This is a genomic window from Serratia sp. PAMC26656 (assembly GCF_016469055.2).
Classification (GTDB): Bacteria; Pseudomonadota; Gammaproteobacteria; order Enterobacterales; family Enterobacteriaceae; genus Serratia; species Serratia plymuthica.
This window is the reverse complement of the sequence record NZ_CP150486.1, coordinates 1,896,561-1,916,550: the sequence shown is the minus strand read 5'-3', so window position 1 is coordinate 1,916,550 and position 19,990 is coordinate 1,896,561. Positions and strand designations below refer to the sequence as shown.

Below are 19,990 nucleotides of genomic sequence, written 5' to 3'. Positions count from 1 at the left end.
GTGAAATGGCATTAACCAAGCAAGACGCAGTGAACCAGATGATGGGCTTTTTTCAAGCCAAAGCCCTGACCGCCGCTCTGGCCTTAAAGCTGTTCGATCATTTACGCGATCAGGATCGCGACGCGCAACAGATAGCGACGCGCATCGACAGTCCGCTGCGTTCCAGCGAGCAGTTGCTGATTGCACTTCATGCCATGGGGTATCTTGAAAAACGGGGCGATCTCTATCACCTGCCTCCGGAGCATCGGACATTTCTGGTCAGCGATCAGCCGCAGTGGCTGGGATGGCTGGGCCGCCATATCGATACCTTCTTGTACCCTCTGTGGGGCAAGCTGAAATCGGCGGTAGAAAATGATGCGCATCAGCGTCAGAGCGTCTTCGGCGACGATCGCAGTTGGTTCGATATCCTGTATCAAAATCCGGATGACGTAGTTGACTTTCAGGAATTCCTGGGCAAATTTGCCGCCCCCTTTATCGACGGATTTATCCGCGATTACGATTTCTCGCAACATCGAGCTTTTTTAGATATCGGCAGCGGCATTGGCAACCTGCCCATCGCTGTCGCCAGTGCTTTTTCCGACATCAGGCTGGCCATTTGCGAACTGCCGCAAGCCTCTGCGTTCTTGCGCGACAAGCTGACAGCGCAGGGTTACGGCGAACGCATCCAGGTCGTTGAAGGCAATGTCATCACCGGCGATTTACCGATCGGCGATTATGACCTGATCCATCTGGGCTGGATGCTTCATGACTATGCCCCTGAAACCCAATTGGCCATTTTGCGCAATATCTACCAGGCGATGCCGGTCGGCGGCCGATTTATCGCTTCGGAAACCCCCTTAAATGCAGACAAATCTGGGCCGGAGTTCACCGCATTGCTGTCACTGAACATGTTGGTCTCTACCGATGGCGGCATAGAGAGCAGCCCTCAGGAATATCTGACCAGATTCAGGCAGGCAGGATTCAGTCAGGTCCGAATCATGGATATCCCCGGCCCTCGCACCCTGATTGTCGGCGAAAAAACAACCAATTAATACGGGAGTTCACTATGTTGGAAAGCAAACTGATACACCACATCGCCACCCAATTTCTCGATGGCGACAAGCAAGGGCTGAATGCTTATACCCCGCTGTTTGAGCTTAACGTCGTTGACTCCGCATCCATTTTTGATCTGGTGGATTTCCTGCGGCAAGAATCCAACGTCAAGATTGGCATGCATGAGATCCACCCGGCAAATTTTTCCTCGGTACAAGCGATGGTTGAACTGGTTCAACGGTTGAAGACAGATCCGGTGCTGGGAGGTGAGGTATGAACATTCAATCTGACACTGCATTGGCTCAAAACCATGATGCCCTCAAGCACTCCGTATTACACACCTTCGCGCAATTGACCGAGTACGATCTTTCGGCGCTGGCCTTAACCAGTCATCTGGAAAATGACCTGGGGATAGATTCCATTGCACTGGCTGAAATTGCCGCCTCACTGACCCGGCAATTTCAGTTGAGCACGCCACTGGTGACTCAAGAGATAAAAACTATTCAGGATGCTCTCGACCACATTTTGCAGCGTGAATTCCAACTGCCGAAACAACAACCTGGTGCAACGGGAGACGCCACCGACGATCCCGAGCGGTGGCTTAACACCCTGATCCAGCAGATTTTCGCCCAACACAGTGGTTACGATGTCAAAGAGCTGACGCCCGATGCCGCCATTGAAGCAGACCTGGGGATTGACTCGGTGGCGGTGGTGTCTGCCCAAAGCGATTTATTGAAACAACTGCAGCTACATGACGCTACCGCGTTGACATACTGCCATACCTTGTCAGAGTGGCAACGCTGTCTGGCAACTCGCCTGGAACAAGAAAAAGGCCCGCAGTGGTTTACACATTTCAGCGTTCCAACTGCACATCGGGAGGCCCTCACCAGCCACAATGATGCCCCTGCGGCGACGGTGACATCGGCCTCGCCAGTGGCTTGCGATGACATCGGCGATCCACGCACCATGCGTGATTTCGTCGGTATTGAGCACCCGGATCTTTTTCATAAGGCACGGGAATTCCAAGCCTTTTACCGAGAGAAAAAAGCGCAACAGCTTTACTGGTACGGCATGCCGCTGGAGACCCCATGTAAAAATCGGGCGGTCATGTTTGATGAAACCACCGGCAAAAGCCGCGAGTTTTTGATGTTCGGCTCCAACAGCTATTTAGGGCTGTCAAACCATCCGGAAGTCATTCACGCCATTCAGGACGCCGCCGGTTTATACGGTGCCACCAATACCGGATGCCGCATCATCGCCGGCAGCAATGTGCTGCACCTGGAACTGGAGCGCAAACTGGCCAAACTCAAAGGGCGTGAAGACTGTATTGTCTACCCTTCTGGTTATTCGGCTAACCTGGGTTGCATTTCGGCGCTGACCAGCAGGCATGACCTGGTATTTACCGATGCCATCAATCACATGAGCATTCAGGATGGCTGCAAGCTGGCGGGCGCACAGCGTAAAATCTATAACCACTCGCTGACCAGTCTGGAACAATCTCTGGCCAAATATGCAGATCATCCCGGCGGAAAATTGATTGTAACCGACGGGGTTTTCAGCATGCACGGCGACATCGTTGATCTGCCGCGACTAATGAAACTGGCCGAACGTTACGGGGCCAGAGTGTTGGTTGATGATGCCCACGCAACCGGCGTTTTGGGCAAAACCGGCTCAGGCACGGCAGAGCATTTTAATATGAAGGGCAAGGTCGATCTGGAATTGGGCACCATGAGCAAAGCCTTGTCGGGATTAGGAGGGTTTGTTTGCGCTGACGCCGATGTCGTGGAGTTCTTGCGCTTTTACTCCAACTCTTACGTGTTTGCCGCCACCATTCCCGCCGCAGTAGCGGCCGGCGTGATCGCATCAATTGATATCATGCTGCGTGAACCCGAACGTTTAACGCAACTGTGGGACAACATCTATTACTTCCGCACTCTGCTGCTGAATGCCGGGTTTGACCTTGAGCATTCGGATTCCGCCATTGTGCCGATCGTGGTCGGTGATGATGCCAGGACCTTGCGTTTTGGTCGTGCCGTTCGGGCGCGTGGTCTGTTCTGCCAAACCGTGGTGTTTCCCGGCGTGAGCGTCGGAGATGCGCGTTTGCGGATCAGCATCACCAGTGAACACACGAGGGATGACCTGGATGAAGCCTTTGCCATACTGGTAGAGTCCGCTCTGGAAACCGGCGTATCCGTCACCCCGTCAGTACGCCGGAAAGAACCGGCGAGCGCCAAGGAGGCCTAAGGAATGACAACCTTCACACCTTGGGTGTTGGGCCGGTTGCAGGAGCACGCACGGCAGACCCCTGAGCGCACGGCATTGCTGTGCGGCGAGCAACGATGGCATTTTCGGCAGCTGAGCGCGCGCGCTCAGATTATCGCCGCCACCCTGCGCCAACAAGGGCTATCGGGGCAGGCCATCTTGCTCAAGCTGCCGAAAAGTCTGGACACCGTTGCCGCGATATATGCCACCTGGATCAGTGGTAACCACTATGTTCCTATTGACTATAGCCAGCCTGCGGCACGGATTGAACGTATCATTGCCGCAGCTGAACCCGCGCTGGTTATCGATGAGGCCTGGTTGGCGGCGCTCCCCTCAGACACCGAGACGCAGTGGCAGCCGGAGAACGACAGATTCGCCAATCCTATTGCCGCCATTTTATATACCTCCGGTTCAACAGGCACCCCGAAAGGGGTGCAAATCAGCCACGAAATGCTGACTTTTTTTATCCAATGGGCCATAGCGGACACTCAGCTAACGGCGCAGGATGTTCTGGCCAACCACGCGAGTTTTGCCTTTGACCTGAGCACCTTTGATCTGTTTGCCGGTGTCAGCGTCGGCGCCGCAACCTGGATCATTCGCGAACAAGAACAGAAGGACTGCCAGGCCATTACCCAGGGTTTGCAAACCCATGGCATATCGGTGTGGTACAGCGTCCCCTCCATTCTGGTGATGTTGGAAAAAAGCTTGCTGTTGGATCAAGGCGTCACTCAGTCACTGCGGCAAGTCACTTTTGCCGGAGAGCCTTACCCGGTCGCCGCGTTGAACCGGCTGTTGCCCTGTTTGCCGCCCCAGTGTCGGATCAGCAATTGGTACGGCCCGACGGAAACCAATGTGTGCACCGCCTACACCATAGATCGGCCGCTATTGAACCGGCTGGAACACATTCCCATAGGCTACCCACTGACAGGACTTAGTGCACAACTGGAGGACGAAAGCGGTCACCGCTATCCGCTCGATCACGCGCTGGGGATCTGCGGTGAACTGCTGATCAGCGGGCCATGCGTCACTCCGGGTTACAGCAATGTCAGGGTGGCCCGCCAGATCGAGTTACACTCGCAACGGTGTCATGCAACCGGCGATTGGGTCGAAACGACACGAGAAGGTCTGATTTTTCGTGGCCGCGTAGATGACATGATAAAAATTAATGGGTATCGGGTGGAGCTGGGCGAAATCGAGTCGGTACTCCATCACCATCCCGCCATCAGTCAAGCCGCTTTATATGTCGAACATGGGGAACTGAAACAAAAACTGGTCATGGTCGTCAGCATCCATGCCGGCACCGCACAACCGGGCCTGCTGGAACTAAAACAGTTCCTGCAACCTCGCCTTCCCCCTTACATGATCCCCAACGCACTGGTCATCACCGACAGCCTGCCGATGAATGCCAATGGTAAGGTGGATCGCAAGCGTCTGGCAGAGGTGACTGCCCGATGAGCCAGAACAACCGCACCGCGCCACTGGCTCTGGTCGGCATTGGCTGCGCGTTGCCCGACATTGCACGATTTGATGATTTGCTCACTCCCGCCCAATGGGAAGCCGGCTATGAATCCGCCTCCCTCTTGCCGTGGAGTGAAGCCGCTCGACCGATCCAGGGGCGACTGGTGAACGATACGGCATTTGATTTCAAAAAATTCTCTATTCCTCCGTTGTTCAAGCTGGCGGTCAGTCGGGAAACGCGTCTGGCGCTGCGAGCGGCTGAAGACGCCCTGCGAACATTGTCGCTGCCGACGACACTGCGTGACCATTGCGATCAGTTCTGCGCAACACATTTAGGCAGTGATGCCGCCTATCGCAATACAACCAAAATCAGCGCGCTGCGGGTGTTAGCCGAACAGCTCAGGGCGCAGGGCCTCCCGCCCGCGCAGGTGATGCGCCGTATCGATGATTATAAGCAGCAGTTGGCCCAAACATTCGGCAGCTCGTCTCATGATCGGGTGGGCGAAATGGCCTCCAGCATTCCGGCTCGCATTGCACACTTTTCGCAGACGCGCGGCAAATGCCAGACTCTCGATGGTGCCGATCTGGGCGGCTTGCGCTTACTGCAATTAGCTCAGGACTGCTTTCGCTATCATGACAGTCGAATGGCTGTATTGACGTCCGTGCAATGTTTCCACCACCGTCCGCAGGCATACATGTTACTTGAACAAGGTGTCTCTCAGCAGGTCTGTTGGCAGGAAGGCGCCATCAGTCTGGTCGTTTGCCCGCAGAGAGTAGCCAGTGAACAGGGATGGCCGGTGATCACGCTGTTGGGTGATTTGATAACCTTGCCGGGCGGACAAGGGCAAAACGAAATGCAGTTCCCGCCTCCTCGCTATTTTTCCGGTGCCAACCAGGTTTTCAGTCAGATTGTCGAGATGGTGCTGAATCAGCGCCAGCATTGCGGGGGACGATCCTTTACCGGGCGCAGCTGGCAGATCAGCGTGACGCAAACCCACTCATTTTCCCCTGCCGTGCAGGATCGCGTGGCGATCGTTGATTATCAACCGGTGACCGCACAGGGGTTGGACAAGGACCGTTTTTGGCAAACGCTGGTTACCGGAGACGATGCTTTACGGACACAGAGTGCGGAGCAACTTCATCCCGACGCGTTCCTGCGTGCCACACCACAAAAACTGAGCACTTATATTCAGCGGGCAATGAGTTTCCCGACACACCGTCCACATGATGTCAGCCTCAACAAGCCGATGATGCCCGCCAAGAAACTGCGGCTGGATGTCACGCAGTTATACGCACTGAACGGCTGTCATTTATGGTCCGATAAGGTACGCCAATTCGAACGCATCGCCATTGTGGTCGCCAGCAACCTGTCGTTGAGCGCCGACCGTCTGTTGGCGACGACGGCCTTGTGGCCCGATCTGCCGCACTCAGCAGTGGCGATCTCCCTGCCGGTTCAGCCTGAGCTTACCGTCTGGAGCTGGTATGGTGCCTGCGGTATCGGCACGGCACAGCTTTTGGCTCAGTCTCTCGGGGTCAACGCCGACTGTTATGCGGTGGAAGCCGCCTGCGCCAGTTCATTGGCCGCTTTGCACGATGCGGTTAGAGCATTGCAGGCGGGCCGTTATGATGCCGTGCTGGTCGGCGGGATCGAAACCGCGACACTGGAGCGGGATCTGGTTTTGTGTAGCGCGCAAATGATGCTTTCCGCCACACGTATGCGCCCGTTCGCAAAAAACGCTGATGGATTTACCCCTGGCGATGGCGGCGGTTTTTTCATTCTGACCCATCACCCATCACCCCAGGCCATCGCCACCGTTGAGGCGATATCTGGCTCCTGTGACAGCCATTCCATGACCGCCCCTTCACCTCAGGGGCAGGCGCTGGCGATCGCGAAAACCTTGGGTTTGGCCGAGATCAATGCCCAGAGGGTGCAATATCTTGAGGCTCACGGTACAGGCACCGATCTGGGCGACAAATCCGAGCTACAGTCCCTGCAAGGGAGCTATCGCCGCGCTGCTGATGTCCCGTTATATCTGGGATCGGTGAAGTACAACTTTGGACACTGTTTTGCCGGTGCCGGGGCGCTGAGTCTATGCAAAGTGTTAAGCGGTCTCGAACATGGGCAAATTCCCCCGACGCCCGTCTCTGAGCTGAACAGCCATTTGCCACTGGACGATATCCCCGCAGAGATTCCGCAGCAGGCAATGCCCTGGCCCCAGCCGGATGAGGGAGAGCGCCAGGCGGCGATCAACGCCTTTGGCACCGGCGGCATCAACTACCATATGGTCATCAACCAATCATCATAAAAGGCGGCCCCTATGCACGTCATCATCCATAAAATTCGACTGAAAGACATCGCCCAACGAGGCGCTTTTCGCGACTGGGTGGAAACCAGCGATTATGCAGCCTGCAAACAACTGAGTGCCGTACAGGCTTTCGAGGTTATTGAGATCAGTCAGAGCGCGGATGCCCAATTTCATTTTATCGAGATTATTCACCTGAATTCGTTGCAACGCTTTGAGCAACAGATGCAAACACCGCTGTTCCACAGTCTGGTCAACCGGTTTAATCAGTTGGCTGAAGTCGTTAACGAAATTACCGGTGAGCGGATTGCTGATGGCTATCGGCTGTAATAGTGGCGGAATGCCGTCCCGCGTCGTCATTGCTGTTGCACACGCTGCTGCCGATGCAAAAGAACCGAGGTTGTATCGTCAACGGCGGGTGAAACAAAATGCCCGTGAACTGACCCTGGCGCTGTTGGATCAGGTCTGGTGCACAACGGGGTTCATACTGCGTCATCATGCTTCTGGCCAACCGATTGGCGAACATCCCTTGCTGGGATGGCGACAGGTGTCCGTCAGCCATTCGCACTCCTGGTATGCGGGAGCGACCAGCAATGCTGCAGTGGGCATTGATCTGCAACAGTATCGGACATTTAGCGCCACCGCGCGGCGTCTGGCCTTTACTGTCGATGAACACGCCCTGGGATATGTGCAAACCTCTGCGGCCTGGGCTATTCGCGAAGCTTTTTTAAAAAGTCACGGGCAAGGCTTGCCTTACCCATTGCGGGATATCCATATCGACTGGCAACAGTCGCAGGTTTCCACCTTATCAGCCCGGCTCGAACGCAGGCAGTTCTGGTTGTGGTACAGCTTGGAATGGGTGTGCGCACTGTGCTTTCCAACCGGGACGATTGCCATGCCTGATACCGACATTGACGTTATCTCTTGCTCACGGGGGATCTATCGCCATGAGAAATGACGCATTTGAGCAGGCATTGCAAAACGGCGTTGATATAGCCCGACTGGCGCCCTCTTCGCATAACTGCCAGCCATGGTCAGTCCGCTACCATGCCGATACTCAACAAGGTTGGGTCACCATCGACCGACCACGCGCGCTCAAAGGATTACCCTCACTGGAGCGAGAAATGCTGATGAGCTGTGGCCTTTTCTTCGAGTATGTCAGCACTCTGCTAAAACACGCCGGTTACCCGCTTGACTGGCGGTGGGAAGGTACGCATCGGGATGATCCTGTTGGGGGATTGATCTCCTTTACACCGGCGATGCCTATCACCGCCGATATCAATGCTTACTCACAATTAGCCAAAGCGATTACAGAACGGCGCACCGTCAGGGCGCCTTATCAGCCAACGCAGGTGAATCCAATACAGCAGGCATGCCTACACACTTTATTCGACGGCTCCCCGGTCACCCTTCACTTCTACCAGGGTGAGCCGGTGCGCCATGCCGTCGCCCACCTTACCACTCGATATGCGTCTCTTGATTTCTCTCATCATCAGGCTTGGCAAGAAACCTATCAGTTCATTCGGTTTAATGAACGTCAGTACACCGAGGATGGTTTCTATCTGCATAACCTGTTTGGCCCGGTCTCCAACCTGTTCAAGTGCGTTTTCCGGATCGCCTTTCACCCGAAACTGACCCCGCTGGCCACACGTTTGCAATTGCCCGCCATGATGGCGAAAGGGTTGGCAAAACAGGTGGGCGAAGGGCCGCAATACCTGGCAATGAGCCTGCAGGATGAAAGTGACGAACACCTGTTTATCGCCGGCATGACGCTGGGTCAGCTATGGCTGACTTTACACTCATGGGGATGGGGCCTGCATCCGATCAGCGTGCTGGTGCAACACGCCAGTGCACGGCATGCCCTGTCCGATACGCTGGCGCTGGTCAACCCAGCCGTTTTTTTCGCACGCTTTGGTCATTTGCAACAATCTGGCGCAGCCACTCCCAGGCGCAGTTGGCAAAGTATTTTAACCGTATCACATCAACATTCGGCCGCTGAAACCAAGGCCGATGTCAGCAAATTTTAACCTAAAAAGGAGTATAAAATGGATGTTTGGATTACTCTGGTAGTGGTATTGCTCACCTTGTCAGTACTGGCCTTTGTCACCAGCCAAAAAGCGCAGGATACCCGGCCCATGTTCTTATGGGGGTTTAACTCAATGGGCCCGGTCGCGCTGGTATATTGCTACTTTGGTGAGGGCGATATATCGCATAAAGCACTGATTATAATATTTATTGTAATTTACCTGCTGCGCATGAATATCGTACTCACTCGCTGGTATGATAATACTGCCGCGTCGAAACTCAAGAACGTGATGCCCATTCGACAGGTACCGCTATTAGCGGTAATGATGGTCAATATCTTCGGTTGGTTATATTGCCTGCCCTTTTACTGGGCCAGTCAATTACAAGGGCCATTGGGAACACTGCAATGGCTGGCCATCGGTGTTTATTGTCTCGGCACCCTATATCATTTCGGTAGTGATTACCAAAAGCGACGTTTCAAACAGGACCCAAGCAATAAGGGGAAAATTCTCGACACCGGCTTTTGGGCAACGGCACGGCACCCTAATTACTTCGGTGACTTTTTGATTTTCACCAGCTTTGGGCTGCTGGCTGGCAATGTATTTGGCATCATCGCGCCACTGACCAATCTGATTCAGTATTTTGCCGATGCGATCCCTAAAAGCGAAAAGATGGCCGAGCAGCGTTATGGTGACGCCTGGCTCGAATATAAACGCAAAGTAAAATGTTTTATTCCGTTCATCTTTTAGCTACCGCACCCCAACGGCAGACCGGGGGTTGGCCACCCCTCTTCTGATACCTTCGGTCATAAGGCCAACTTTAGACAGCCGGCGTTAACCGCGACCATAGTCAAGTGACTGGCGCGGGTTGACAGGATAAACGAGAGTCTGGCGCGGCATTATCCGCAAGTGTCGGCATCACGATTATGACGATATCTCATATTCATTATCCACCGACGTATGGCTAGCGGGTAATGACGGCTATTTTGGTGCAAAGCCAGCGAGGGAAGATAGGGGTAAAAAGTGAAGATCTCAGCGCAACATAGGATAATGTACACGCATGAAGCCAATGGCCCATGCCATACTGGGCAGCATACTGAAAGTCCATAAAACAAAAACCCCACGCTCAAAGAGCGCGGGGTCAAAATATATGGCGGAGGAGCAGAGATTCGAACTCTGGAACGGTTTCCCGTCGACGGTTTTCAAGACCGTTGCCTTCAGCCACTCGGCCACCCCTCCGCAACGAGCCGAACTATAAACAGAGCCAATCGGCTTGTAAAGCCCATTGCCGTTCAACCGAACGAAAAAACAGCATTCGGCGAGCAAACGTTGAAGAAACCGCCAACGGCAGCTCAGGGTTGCAGCAATGATAACTAACGGTAAAGATTGGTAAACAAACTTTAATCAAACGCTTGCGCTGCCTATCATCGGAACTAATTTTGTGATGACCTGATAAGAGAGATCATTATGGACCGTATTGTCGTCTCATCCTCCTCGCGCGACTCGTTGCTCAGCACGCATAAAGTTCTGCGCAATACCTACTTCCTGCTTTCGTTAACGCTGGCGTTCTCCGCGCTGACCGCGACCGCCAGCACTATGCTGGGGCTTCCGGCTCCGGGCCTGTTGCTGATGCTGGTCGGGTTCTATGGCCTGATGTTCCTGACCCACAAACTGGCGAACAGCCCGGCAGGCATTCTGGCGGCGTTCGCGCTGACCGGTTTTATGGGTTACGCACTGGGCCCAATCCTCAGTTCGTTCATTAATACCGGGGCCGGCGACCTGATCATGCTGGCACTGGGTGGCACCGCCGTGGTGTTCTTCTGCTGTTCGGCTTATGTGCTGACCACGCGCAAGGACATGTCATTCCTGTCCGGGATGATGATGGCTGGCTTTGTGGTGCTGCTGGTTGCGGTAATCGCTAACCTGTTCCTGCAAATTCCTGCCCTGCATCTGGCGATCAGTGCGCTGTTTATCCTGTTCTCCGCCGGTGCAATCCTGTGGGAAACCAGCAATATCATCCATGGCGGCGAGACCAACTACATCCGTGCTACCGTCAGCCTGTACGTATCGCTGTACAACATGTTCATCAGCCTGTTAAGCATTCTGGGCTTCGCGCGCAGCAACTGATTGAACGCTCGGTAAACGCTAAAACCCCGCCTCGGCGGGGTTTTGTTTTTTGCGACAACCAAAAATTTGTTAAACTGGCGGCCGTTCTGAATCATTCGTTATCGAGGCAGTATGTTGGAGTTTGAAGGCCAGATTATTGAAACTGATGCGCAAGGTTACCTGAAAAACAGCGCAGACTGGCATGAGGGCCTGGCCCCGCTGCTGGCCGCACAGGAAGAAATAACACTGAGCGAGGCGCATTGGGAAGTGGTGCGCTTTGTGCGCAACTTTTACCAGGAATTTAATACATCACCGGCGATCCGTATGCTGGTGAAAGCTATGGCGCAGAAATACGGTGAGGAGAAAGGCAACAGTCGTTATCTCTATCGCCTGTTTCCAAAAGGCCCGGCCAAACAGGCAACCAAAATCGCCGGCCTGCCAAAACCGGTAAAATGCATCTGAACGCTAATAACGAATGCTGAAACCTGGGTAATCGGCCGTGCCGCGGGGTTCGACCAAAACGCGATCGACACGTGCACTGCGCGGGCCACCGTTCTTCAGCCATTCCACCAGCTTATCCACCTGCGGTTGCTCGCCGCAGGCCACCACTTCTACGCTGCCGTCGTCAAGATTGCGCGCATAACCGCTTAACCCCAACGCCGTCGCCTGATGCTGGGCGTTATAGCGAAACCCCACCCCTTGCACCACGCCATAGACATACGCAGCAATGCAAACTTGTGTCATAATCCGCTCCTTATCAACTTTCGTTTATGGTATTGCCTGTGCGCCGCACGGCAATGTCACTTTTTTTACCTAGCTGGCAGCATTCTTAATTATGACCGGACGCCTGTATCTCGCCGAAGGAAGTGACAATTAACTAATGTTAGTCAATCAATTAACCAAAGTTAAGCTCAAAAAAGCACAACAGAAACGACAAACCGCAACATTACTGGCCATTAAAAATAATAACTTACCTGTAATAATGACCTAGCGTTTAACTATTTCTCCCGCACCAAAGCAACCGCATCTCTCAGCACACCTTTGTAAAGCGTGTTCCCACGGTCTTCCGCCTCAACTCCAAGTAGTCTGTGATATTGGGACGGTTCACATCCATGCCATTGGTGATCAGCTCAATCATCGCGGCCCCGATCTCGTTAGCTATGAATAGTGCTCATTCTTCATTCAGTTCCATATTGCCCCTTCGTCGACGCCCAAAAAACATACCGTCTCAATAGTGAGTTGATGCCTGAACAACGTCACCTTTTTACATCAGAATCACACTTTGGTTAACCTTCAACCTTGGCTCAATCAAGCGTAAAAAATGGCACTTTTAGTTTAAGGTCTTTTTTGATTTTTATTCAAATGATATGATATCACTCTAAATTTTAAGGATATTTCCTATGGATTTTGATGGTTTGCGCAAAAAAACCAAGTTCACCATAACAAAATCATTAAATTTCAATTAGTTGAAGGGAGTCATTGGTGCTAAACAGTACTAAACTACAAGCTGTTAAGTATGTCTTCGTTGGTTTGGCGAACACAGCTTTGACGGCTACGGTTATCTTTAGCCTGATGCAGTTCGGCATTGGCATATACCCTTCCAATGCCACTGGTTACATCGCGGGTATTCTTTTCAGTTTCATTATGAATGTAAAGTTCACGTTCTCAACTTCGTTGAGTTTAATGAGATTCATAAAATTTATATCAGCATGTGGTATTTGTTACATTTTCAACCTAATGGCAATGAAGGTATTTTTAATATTCATGCCTGAGAATGCTTATACTGCGCAATTTATAGGAATGTGTTTTTACACAGTAACCGGATTTATTTTTAATAAATTTTGGTCAATGAAATGAACGGAGTTAATATGGATATTATGATATCAAAAACACCATCATTGGCGATTGTCGTACCATGCTACAATGAAAAGGACGCATTTCCTTATTGTCTCGATGGGCTGACTACAGTATTATCCGCCCTTATTAAAAAAGGGAAGATCAGCGGAAAAAGCCATGTTCTTTTTGTAGATGATGGCAGCAAAGACAATACTTGGTGGCAAATTCAGTCTGCATCCAGGAAAAGCCCCTTCGTTCGCGGTCTGAAACTATCAAGAAACCGAGGCCACCAAATAGCACTGATGGCTGGTTTATCAAATGCAGATACAGACGTAACTGTAAGTATTGATGCGGACTTGCAAGATGATATTGGCTGTATAGAGAAAATGATTGACAAATACAATGAAGGATTTGAAATTGTATATGGCGTGCGAAACAACAGAGACAGTGACTCAGCATTCAAAAGAATGACGGCAAATAAGTTTTATTCGTTAATGGCTAAACTAGGTGTTAACCAAGTTCCTAATCACGCCGACTTCAGGCTTTTAAGCCGTACTGCGCTTGGCGCCTTAAATAAATTTAAAGAGCAAAATGTATATTTAAGAGGTCTGATCCCCTTACTTGGCTACAAATCTTCTAATATTTATTATAGTAGAGACGAGAGAGTAGCTGGCGAGTCAAAATATCCTTTAAAAAAAATGATTTCTCTGGCGCTAGAAGGAATAACATCCCTAACAATTACCCCATTACGCATGATCGCCGTGGCAGGGATTGTCACATGCTTACTATCTTCAATAGCCGCGATCTATGCAGTCATTGAGAAATTGCAAGGGAACACTGTTGCAGGATGGACTTCTGTCATGATTGCCATTTTCTTCCTTGGTGGCGTCCAGATGCTTTCCTTGGGTATTATTGGTGAGTACATTGGTAAAATTTATATGGAAAGTAAGAATAGGCCAAAATTCTTTATCGAAGAGAGAACGGGTGATGAAAATGAAATACAATAAGCTTCCATTGTTTATTTTATTATTATTCGTTTTGTTGGCAATAATTATCCAGACCAGCGTATTTATATCTCATGAACAAAATATTTACTATTGGGACTTCAACGGATACTGGAGGATGTGGGAAGAATTTTGCGTCACATTCCCTAATGAGCCTATCAACTCAATACGAACGGTATTTCACTCTGTTAGGCATGATGACTATAATTCACTGCCTGTCGCACTCACATCATGGCTCTATCTTTTTGATTTACCATCACGGTTGTCTTATATAATTTCATTAACTGTCATGTATCTTTTTCCCACAGTAATACTCTTCCACTTACTGTGTAAACGCTTTTCTGACAACATCTCCTTAGGATGGTTGTTACTCACTTGTATCTTACCTTTAACCTTTGTAGCATTCTGGGCACCCACCATTAAAGGGTACCCTGATATATCAGGGTTAATTCCCATCATTGCAGCACTCTTATATGTTTCAAACAATGATCTCGGTGATAAGGTTAGAATCAAAAAGGCTCTTGTGACCGGGTTACTTTTGTGGTCTCCATTCCTATTGAGAAGATGGTACGCGTATACGGTTGTATCATTATATTTATCACTACCTATGCTTAATTATTTCATCTACAATAACGCCAAGCATAGTTTTGGGCGAGTGATAATCACTATAAAGAATTTTTTTGCAGCTGGGATTTTCTCCGTATTGCTCACCTTGATATTTCAAGGGGCATTAATTAGAAGAATAATCGAAACTGACTATGCCACCATATATTCTGCTTATCAGTCTTCTTTGGCTTATTCAATTGAGCGCCTTTACAACCATATAGGCTTGTATTTATTACCCATTATTATCATTGGATTACTATCTGTTTTTTGGAGGAAGGACAGAAATGGTAAGTTCATTGTCATATTTTCTGCCTTCAACTTAATCTTTAGTTTCTTTTTGTTTACGAGAACGCAAAGTCCCGGCGTACAGCATTGCCTACCCTTCGCTCTTTGGGCCTTAATAATCGCTGTTTTTGGATTAAAAACATTATTGCAGCTCACAAATAACAAAACTTATCAATATTCAGTGTTCGGCATTGTCATTGTTTCATGTGTGTTCATTAATTACGCATCGCTCTTTAGCGAAAATCAATATCAACCATTTGGTAAGTTCTTTCCAATCAAATCTCTGCCTATGCATGTTGATAATTTCAATAACTACATTGAACTCGTCAGAAACATTGAAACGCTCACGCAAGGAAATGATAAAGTCACGATACTTAGCTCAAGCTCCGTACTTAATGACGACATGATAAACACCATATCCTACCGAAAATTAACTGAAAAAATAGCTTACGCCTCCCAAGTTGATCTCAGAGATGGTATTAATGTCGAGTCTTTACTTTCAAAATATTTCGTTGTAGCGGATCCGGTACAAACACACCTGTCGCCGGATGGACAAAGAGTGGTCACCATACCGACAAATGAAATACTTTCAGGTCGCGGAATTGGTTCTGCTTTTAGGAAGATTGGCGTGGGGTATAAACTATCAGGTGGAGTAACCGCATATATTTATGAGCGAACTCGGCCTTATACAGATAAAGAGATTAAAAACCTTTTCTCACTTTTCTTCGAGCATTACCCTCAATGGAAAGAAATTTATGGACACGGACTTTATTATTCATTTCTTTCGGCAAATGTAATTGATGGTGATGTTTCGGGTAAGTTTACAATCTCCGAGGATGGTAAAATAGATGCTCACCCTGGAGAAAACACCCCCACCACAGCAAAATGGATACTAACTGGAATTAGCGTGCTAGTTTTTGACTCTTTCAACACGACTTGCAGCAATGCTGATGGTGTTAACATAAAAATAAGCAACAATAAAGGGGAAACCAGTAGTATATATATTAAAAATGGCAACACTGGAACCATTGATATTGAAAAATATTTAGGTGCAGAGTCTACCATTGAAATTTACAAGCACGGAAACTCCGCGTGTGATTCTATCAAAATAACCGCAGAATAAATGCATCGCCCCCCCCAAAAAGGGGGGGTATGTCAGGTTACGATAGTTATATTTTATGGTTCACTTGGCCAGTAAACATTTGGTGCAGCTGACACATCAATCCTACTTAATGCTATTCGATATTTTCTCCATTCTATAATGGATTCTTTTTCCTCTCCCGTCGCCCGCAGCTTGTCCGCCCGGCGGCATACCGATGAGCGCGGCGGGGAGTTTGCACAACATCTTCTCGGCCACAAATCGGCGGAAATGACGGCCCGTTATCAGGACTCGCGCGGTAGTGAATGGGATGATATTCAGTTATGATTATGAACTTATTTTGACTAACAATGACCTTAGTCACCTAACAAATTGATTATAAAGAAGTTTAAAAATGCACCTATATCTCGCCAAAGGACGTGAAAAGTCCTTACTTCGTCGCCACCCGTGGGTATTCTCCGGTGCCGTTCAACGTATTGAGGGTAAAGCGCTTTCCGGCGAAACCATTGATATTCACGACGCCCAGGGCAAATGGTTGGCGCGCGGCGCCTACTCGCCGGAGTCCCAAATCCGCGCCCGTGTCTGGACCTTCCAGCAGGACGAAGAGATTAACATCGATTTCTTCATTCGCCGTTTACAACAGGCACAAAACTGGCGTGATTGGGTAGCGAAACGTGATGGATTGGACGGCTATCGTCTGATTGCCGGCGAATCTGACGGTATGCCAGGCGTGACCATCGATCGCTTCCAGAATTTCCTGGTCCTGCAATTGCTGTCCGCCGGCGCCGAATACCAACGCGCGGCGCTGATTAGCGCCTTGCAGCATTGCTATCCGGAATGTGCAATCTACGATCGTTCAGACGTAGCGGTGCGCAAAAAAGAAGGTTTGCCGTTGGCTCAGGGGCCGGTGCTGGGCGATCTTCCCCCTGCTCTGCTGCCCATTACCGAGCATGGCATGAAGCTGTTGGTGGATATCCAACAAGGCCACAAGACCGGTTTTTACCTCGATCAGCGCGACAGTCGCCTGGCTGCACGTAATTACTCTGCCGACCGCCGCGTACTCAACTGCTTCTCCTACACTGGCGCCTTCGCCGTTTCGGCCCTGATGGGCGGCTGTTCACAGGTGATCAGCGTAGATACATCACAGGCAGCGTTGGATATCGCTAAACAGAACGTCGAACTGAATCAGTTGGACCTGAGCAAAGCGGAGTTTGTACGCGATGATGTGTTCCAGTTGCTACGCGCCTACCGCACGCAAGGTGAAAAATTCGACCTGATCATCATGGATCCGCCGAAGTTCGTCGAAAACAAAAACCAACTGGCCAGCGCCTGTCGCGGCTATAAAGATATCAATATGCTGGCGTTGCAGTTGCTGAATCCGGGCGGCATTTTGCTCAGCTTCTCCTGCTCCGGCCTGATGCCTACCGATTTATTCCAGAAAATTTTGGCCGACGCCGCTGTAGATGCCGGGCGTGATGTACAATTTATAGAGCAGTACCGTCAGGCTGCCGATCATCCGGTTATCGCAACTTATCCTGAAGGGTTATACTTGAAAGGCTTTGCGTGCCGGGTGATGTAACTTGAAATACGCTGCTTTGCCCTCATATAGAGAGCAAAGCACTGTTTCTCAGGAGGTCATCATGATTGCCAGCAAATTCGGTATCGGACAACAGGTTAGACATAAGTTGCTGGGGTATTTGGGGGTGATTATCGATATTGACCCTGAATACTCCCTCGAGCAGCCCAAAGCTGATGAGATAGCGGCGAATACCGATCTGCGGTTCGCCCCTTGGTACCACGTGGTGATGGAAGACGAAGAAGGCCAACCTGTACACACTTATCTGGCGGAAGCGCAGCTGGATGGCGAAGCCCAGGACGCCCACCCCGAACAACCCTCGCTGGATGAACTGGCGGAATCCATCCGTCACCAGTTACAAGCACCACGTCTGCGCAACTGACGCGTAACCATGGCCTGAGAAACTCGCCTTAAAAGCCTGGCACTATGCCAGGCTTTTATTTTACTCAGCGCTCAAGGCCCAAACGCGGGATTTCGATTTTAGGGCAACGATCCATCACCACCTTAAGCCCCGCTTCGTTTGCCAATGTCTCCGCCTGTTCATTAATCACACCGATTTGCAGCCACAACGCCTTGGCACCGATGGCAATAGCCTCTTGAGCCACCGCGTATGCAGCCTCTGAATTACGGAATACGTCAACCATATCAATCGAATGCGGAATGTCCGCCAGCTTTGCATAAACCTGCTGACCCAGCAGCGTCTGCCCCGCCAGTTTGGGGCTAACCGGTGTTACCTGATACCCCTGCGAAAGCAAATAGGCCATCACACCAAAGCTGGCGCGCGCCGGATTATCACTGGCACCCACCAACGCAATGGTTTTCATCTGTTGCAGCAGGCTGGCAATCTCGTTGTCTTGCATTTTCCGCTCCCAAAAGTTGACAGGGACTTCCCTATGTTGAGTGTAACTCATTGACCTTGAATCGGCTAAACGCAAGCCCCCGGAAACTCCCTGCCACTTTTGCGGTCTGATGCTGTCGCTGCTAACATTCACTTGCACTTGGCGAATGATGTCAAAATGAATACAAATGTGTATATTTGTAAGCAATAGAGCGATTCTGAAAAACTTTGACACAATCCATGGCGTGTTCAACACTAATAACGATGCCACTTATAAGGAGATAACGATGAAATTTGGTCTGATGGTTGCGGGGCTGCTCAGTGTCAGTATCAGTATGCCTGCCGTAGCTACGACCCTGAGACTCTCCCCTGATATCGACCTGCTCGTGGTCGACGGCAAGAAAATGACGGGATCGTTGTTAAAAGGCGCCGACAGCCTGGAGCTGGATGGAGGGCAACATCAGTTGCTGTTTAAAGTCGTCAAGCCCGTTCGTTCGGGCCAGCATGAGGTAACGGCCTATGCCTCACCACCGCTTATCGCCACCTTCAATACGCAGAATGTCAGCTCCGTAGCCATCGAGTTGCCGCGCATTGAGAATGTGCGTGATGGCCAGAGATTTGATAAAACGCTTAATTATCAGGTTATCGATAAGAAAGGTAACGCGCTGGCGATGAGACACGACGTGCTGCACCCCGATGGCGTGACGCTCAATGTTGATCTGGAAAAACTGATGGCAGATTACAACAGCCAGAATCGCCCGGCCTCGGTGCCGTCCTTTGCGCAGGTTCGTACCGGCGCGTCGTCCTCCCCGCTGGGCAACGTAGCGTTAAGCTCCCCCACGGTGACGTTGAAGGGTGAGAACGTTTCCGAACAAATGCTGCAATATTGGTTTCAGCAAGCGGATAAAGACACCCAGAAACGCTTCCTGCAGTGGGCCAATAAACAACCCACCCATTAAAATGATCGGCGTCTTTTACGCAAAGGCGCGCTTTCTTCGCATTTTCCGGTGTAAACGCTAGGCAGTGAAAAACAGTTTCAGTAATCTGTCGCACATCCCCCCGATTAGCGAAGGACATCGAGATGGAATTTACCACCCGCACTATCGCCGCGCGCAAACACATTGCGCTGGTGGCGCACGATCATCGCAAGCAAGCCCTGCTCAAATGGGTTGAAGACAATAAGTCCGTCCTGGAACAGCACCAGCTTTACGCCACCGGCACTACCGGCAACCTGATTCAACGGGCTACAGGCATTCCGGTACAAAGCATGCTGAGCGGCCCGATGGGCGGCGACCAGCAGGTCGGCGCATTGATTGCGGAAGGCAAGATCGATATGCTTATTTTCTTCTGGGATCCGCTGAATGCGGTACCACACGATCCGGATGTAAAAGCCCTGCTGCGCCTGGCGACAGTATGGAATATTCCCGTCGCCACCAACCGCTCCACCGCAGATTTCCTGATCGATTCCTCGCTGTTTAAAAACGAAGTGGAAATCGCCATTCCGGATTATCAACGTTATTTGCAGGATCGCCTGAAGTAGTGATTGCGGCCTGGCAAAAAC

At 50.6% G+C, this 19,990-nt stretch carries 21 protein-coding genes and 1 tRNA gene; 18 read left to right on the top strand and 4 right to left on the bottom strand.

The window, feature by feature from the left end; translation table 11 throughout:
• Nucleotides 1-5: 5 nt before the first annotated feature.
• The 9 genes from JEM67_RS09645 to JEM67_RS09605 are packed head-to-tail and all read left to right on the top strand — an operon-like array spanning nt 6 to nt 9,829.
• Nucleotides 6-1,031: a methyltransferase gene (locus JEM67_RS09645; RefSeq protein ID WP_013812351.1), complete on the top strand. Its 1,026-nt coding sequence runs from the start codon at nt 6-8 to the stop codon at nt 1,029-1,031.
• 14 nt (nt 1,032-1,045) lie between these two features.
• Entirely contained in the window at nt 1,046-1,309 is a 264-nt protein-coding gene (locus JEM67_RS09640; RefSeq protein ID WP_013812350.1) for a hypothetical protein, read from the top strand.
• On the top strand, nt 1,306-3,276 hold the full coding sequence (locus JEM67_RS09635; RefSeq protein ID WP_199635111.1) for an aminotransferase class I/II-fold pyridoxal phosphate-dependent enzyme: 1,971 nt from the start codon (nt 1,306-1,308) through the stop codon (nt 3,274-3,276). Before JEM67_RS09640 ends, JEM67_RS09635 begins: the two co-directional genes overlap by 4 nt.
• 3 nt (nt 3,277-3,279) lie before the next feature.
• Nucleotides 3,280-4,749, top strand: coding sequence for a D-alanine--poly(phosphoribitol) ligase (locus JEM67_RS09630; protein ID WP_199635112.1), 1,470 nt, complete (start codon nt 3,280-3,282; stop codon nt 4,747-4,749).
• A complete protein-coding gene (locus JEM67_RS09625; protein ID WP_199635113.1) occupies nt 4,746-7,058 on the top strand; it encodes a polyketide synthase in 2,313 nt (770 codons plus the stop codon). Before JEM67_RS09630 ends, JEM67_RS09625 begins: the two co-directional genes overlap by 4 nt.
• 12 nt (nt 7,059-7,070) lie before the next feature.
• A complete protein-coding gene (locus tag JEM67_RS09620) occupies nt 7,071-7,385 on the top strand; it encodes a RedY (RefSeq protein ID WP_013812346.1) in 315 nt (104 codons plus the stop codon).
• Nucleotides 7,354-8,013 (top strand): 4'-phosphopantetheinyl transferase superfamily protein, encoded by a 660-nt coding sequence (locus tag JEM67_RS09615; RefSeq protein ID WP_370576134.1) that lies wholly within the window; start codon nt 7,354-7,356, stop codon nt 8,011-8,013. Before JEM67_RS09620 ends, JEM67_RS09615 begins: the two co-directional genes overlap by 32 nt.
• Nucleotides 8,003-9,082 carry a prodigiosin biosynthesis protein PigM gene (locus tag JEM67_RS09610; RefSeq protein ID WP_233527586.1) on the top strand — a complete coding sequence of 360 codons (1,080 nt, stop codon included), beginning with the start codon at nt 8,003-8,005 and terminating at the stop codon, nt 9,080-9,082. Before JEM67_RS09615 ends, JEM67_RS09610 begins: the two co-directional genes overlap by 11 nt.
• A gap of 18 nt (nt 9,083-9,100) precedes the next feature.
• On the top strand, nt 9,101-9,829 hold the full coding sequence (locus JEM67_RS09605) for a DUF1295 domain-containing protein (RefSeq protein ID WP_013812343.1): 729 nt from the start codon (nt 9,101-9,103) through the stop codon (nt 9,827-9,829).
• Between the two features lie 401 nt (nt 9,830-10,230).
• Here JEM67_RS09605 and JEM67_RS09600 read toward each other — a convergent pair.
• Nucleotides 10,231-10,318 (bottom strand) — tRNA-Ser (locus JEM67_RS09600).
• Between the two features lie 228 nt (nt 10,319-10,546).
• Between JEM67_RS09600 and yccA the strand changes: the two genes are divergently transcribed.
• Both yccA and tusE read left to right on the top strand, forming a co-directional pair.
• The gene (gene yccA / locus JEM67_RS09595) at nt 10,547-11,206 is read left to right on the top strand and encodes an FtsH protease modulator YccA (RefSeq protein ID WP_004942825.1); all 660 of its coding nucleotides are present in this window, start codon (nt 10,547-10,549) and stop codon (nt 11,204-11,206) included.
• A 111-nt stretch (nt 11,207-11,317) separates the two neighbouring features.
• Entirely contained in the window at nt 11,318-11,647 is a 330-nt protein-coding gene (gene tusE, locus JEM67_RS09590; protein WP_004942823.1) for a sulfurtransferase TusE, read from the top strand.
• A gap of 3 nt (nt 11,648-11,650) precedes the next feature.
• Here tusE and yccX read toward each other — a convergent pair whose 3' ends face one another.
• Nucleotides 11,651-11,929, bottom strand: coding sequence for an acylphosphatase (gene yccX / locus JEM67_RS09585; RefSeq protein ID WP_199635114.1), 279 nt, complete (start codon nt 11,927-11,929; stop codon nt 11,651-11,653).
• Nucleotides 11,930-12,757: 828 nt separating this feature from the next.
• Between yccX and JEM67_RS09580 the strand changes: the two genes are divergently transcribed.
• From JEM67_RS09580 to JEM67_RS09570, 3 genes are all read left to right on the top strand, one after another.
• Nucleotides 12,758-13,042: a GtrA family protein gene (locus JEM67_RS09580; protein WP_233527605.1), complete on the top strand. Its 285-nt coding sequence runs from the start codon at nt 12,758-12,760 to the stop codon at nt 13,040-13,042.
• An 11-nt stretch (nt 13,043-13,053) separates the two neighbouring features.
• Nucleotides 13,054-14,028, top strand: coding sequence for a glycosyltransferase family 2 protein (locus JEM67_RS09575; protein WP_370576136.1), 975 nt, complete (start codon nt 13,054-13,056; stop codon nt 14,026-14,028).
• Nucleotides 14,029-14,143: 115 nt separating this feature from the next.
• Nucleotides 14,144-16,039: a hypothetical protein gene (locus tag JEM67_RS09570; protein WP_233527587.1), complete on the top strand. Its 1,896-nt coding sequence runs from the start codon at nt 14,144-14,146 to the stop codon at nt 16,037-16,039.
• Between the two features lie 53 nt (nt 16,040-16,092).
• On the opposite strand, the gene JEM67_RS09565 is transcribed toward JEM67_RS09570, so the two are convergent.
• Entirely contained in the window at nt 16,093-16,275 is a 183-nt protein-coding gene (locus JEM67_RS09565; protein WP_370576137.1) for a tail fiber assembly protein, read from the bottom strand.
• A 134-nt stretch (nt 16,276-16,409) separates the two neighbouring features.
• Between JEM67_RS09565 and rlmI the strand changes: the two genes are divergently transcribed.
• Both rlmI and hspQ read left to right on the top strand, forming a co-directional pair.
• Nucleotides 16,410-17,594: a 23S rRNA (cytosine(1962)-C(5))-methyltransferase RlmI gene (gene rlmI / locus JEM67_RS09560; protein WP_199635118.1), complete on the top strand. Its 1,185-nt coding sequence runs from the start codon at nt 16,410-16,412 to the stop codon at nt 17,592-17,594.
• Between the two features lie 61 nt (nt 17,595-17,655).
• Complete coding sequence (hspQ, locus tag JEM67_RS09555) at nt 17,656-17,973, top strand: heat shock protein HspQ (protein WP_004942817.1); 318 nt, start codon at nt 17,656-17,658, stop codon at nt 17,971-17,973.
• A gap of 64 nt (nt 17,974-18,037) precedes the next feature.
• Here the strand turns inward: hspQ and JEM67_RS09550 are convergent, their stop codons facing one another.
• Nucleotides 18,038-18,451 (bottom strand): CoA-binding protein, encoded by a 414-nt coding sequence (locus tag JEM67_RS09550; RefSeq protein WP_199635119.1) that lies wholly within the window; start codon nt 18,449-18,451, stop codon nt 18,038-18,040.
• A 265-nt stretch (nt 18,452-18,716) separates the two neighbouring features.
• On the opposite strand from JEM67_RS09550, the gene JEM67_RS09545 reads away from it, so the two are divergent.
• A complete protein-coding gene (locus JEM67_RS09545; protein ID WP_199635120.1) occupies nt 18,717-19,388 on the top strand; it encodes a DUF2057 family protein in 672 nt (223 codons plus the stop codon).
• Between the two features lie 122 nt (nt 19,389-19,510).
• Nucleotides 19,511-19,969, top strand: coding sequence for a methylglyoxal synthase (locus JEM67_RS09540; RefSeq protein ID WP_013812338.1), 459 nt, complete (start codon nt 19,511-19,513; stop codon nt 19,967-19,969).
• Nucleotides 19,970-19,990: the final 21 nt, after the last annotated feature.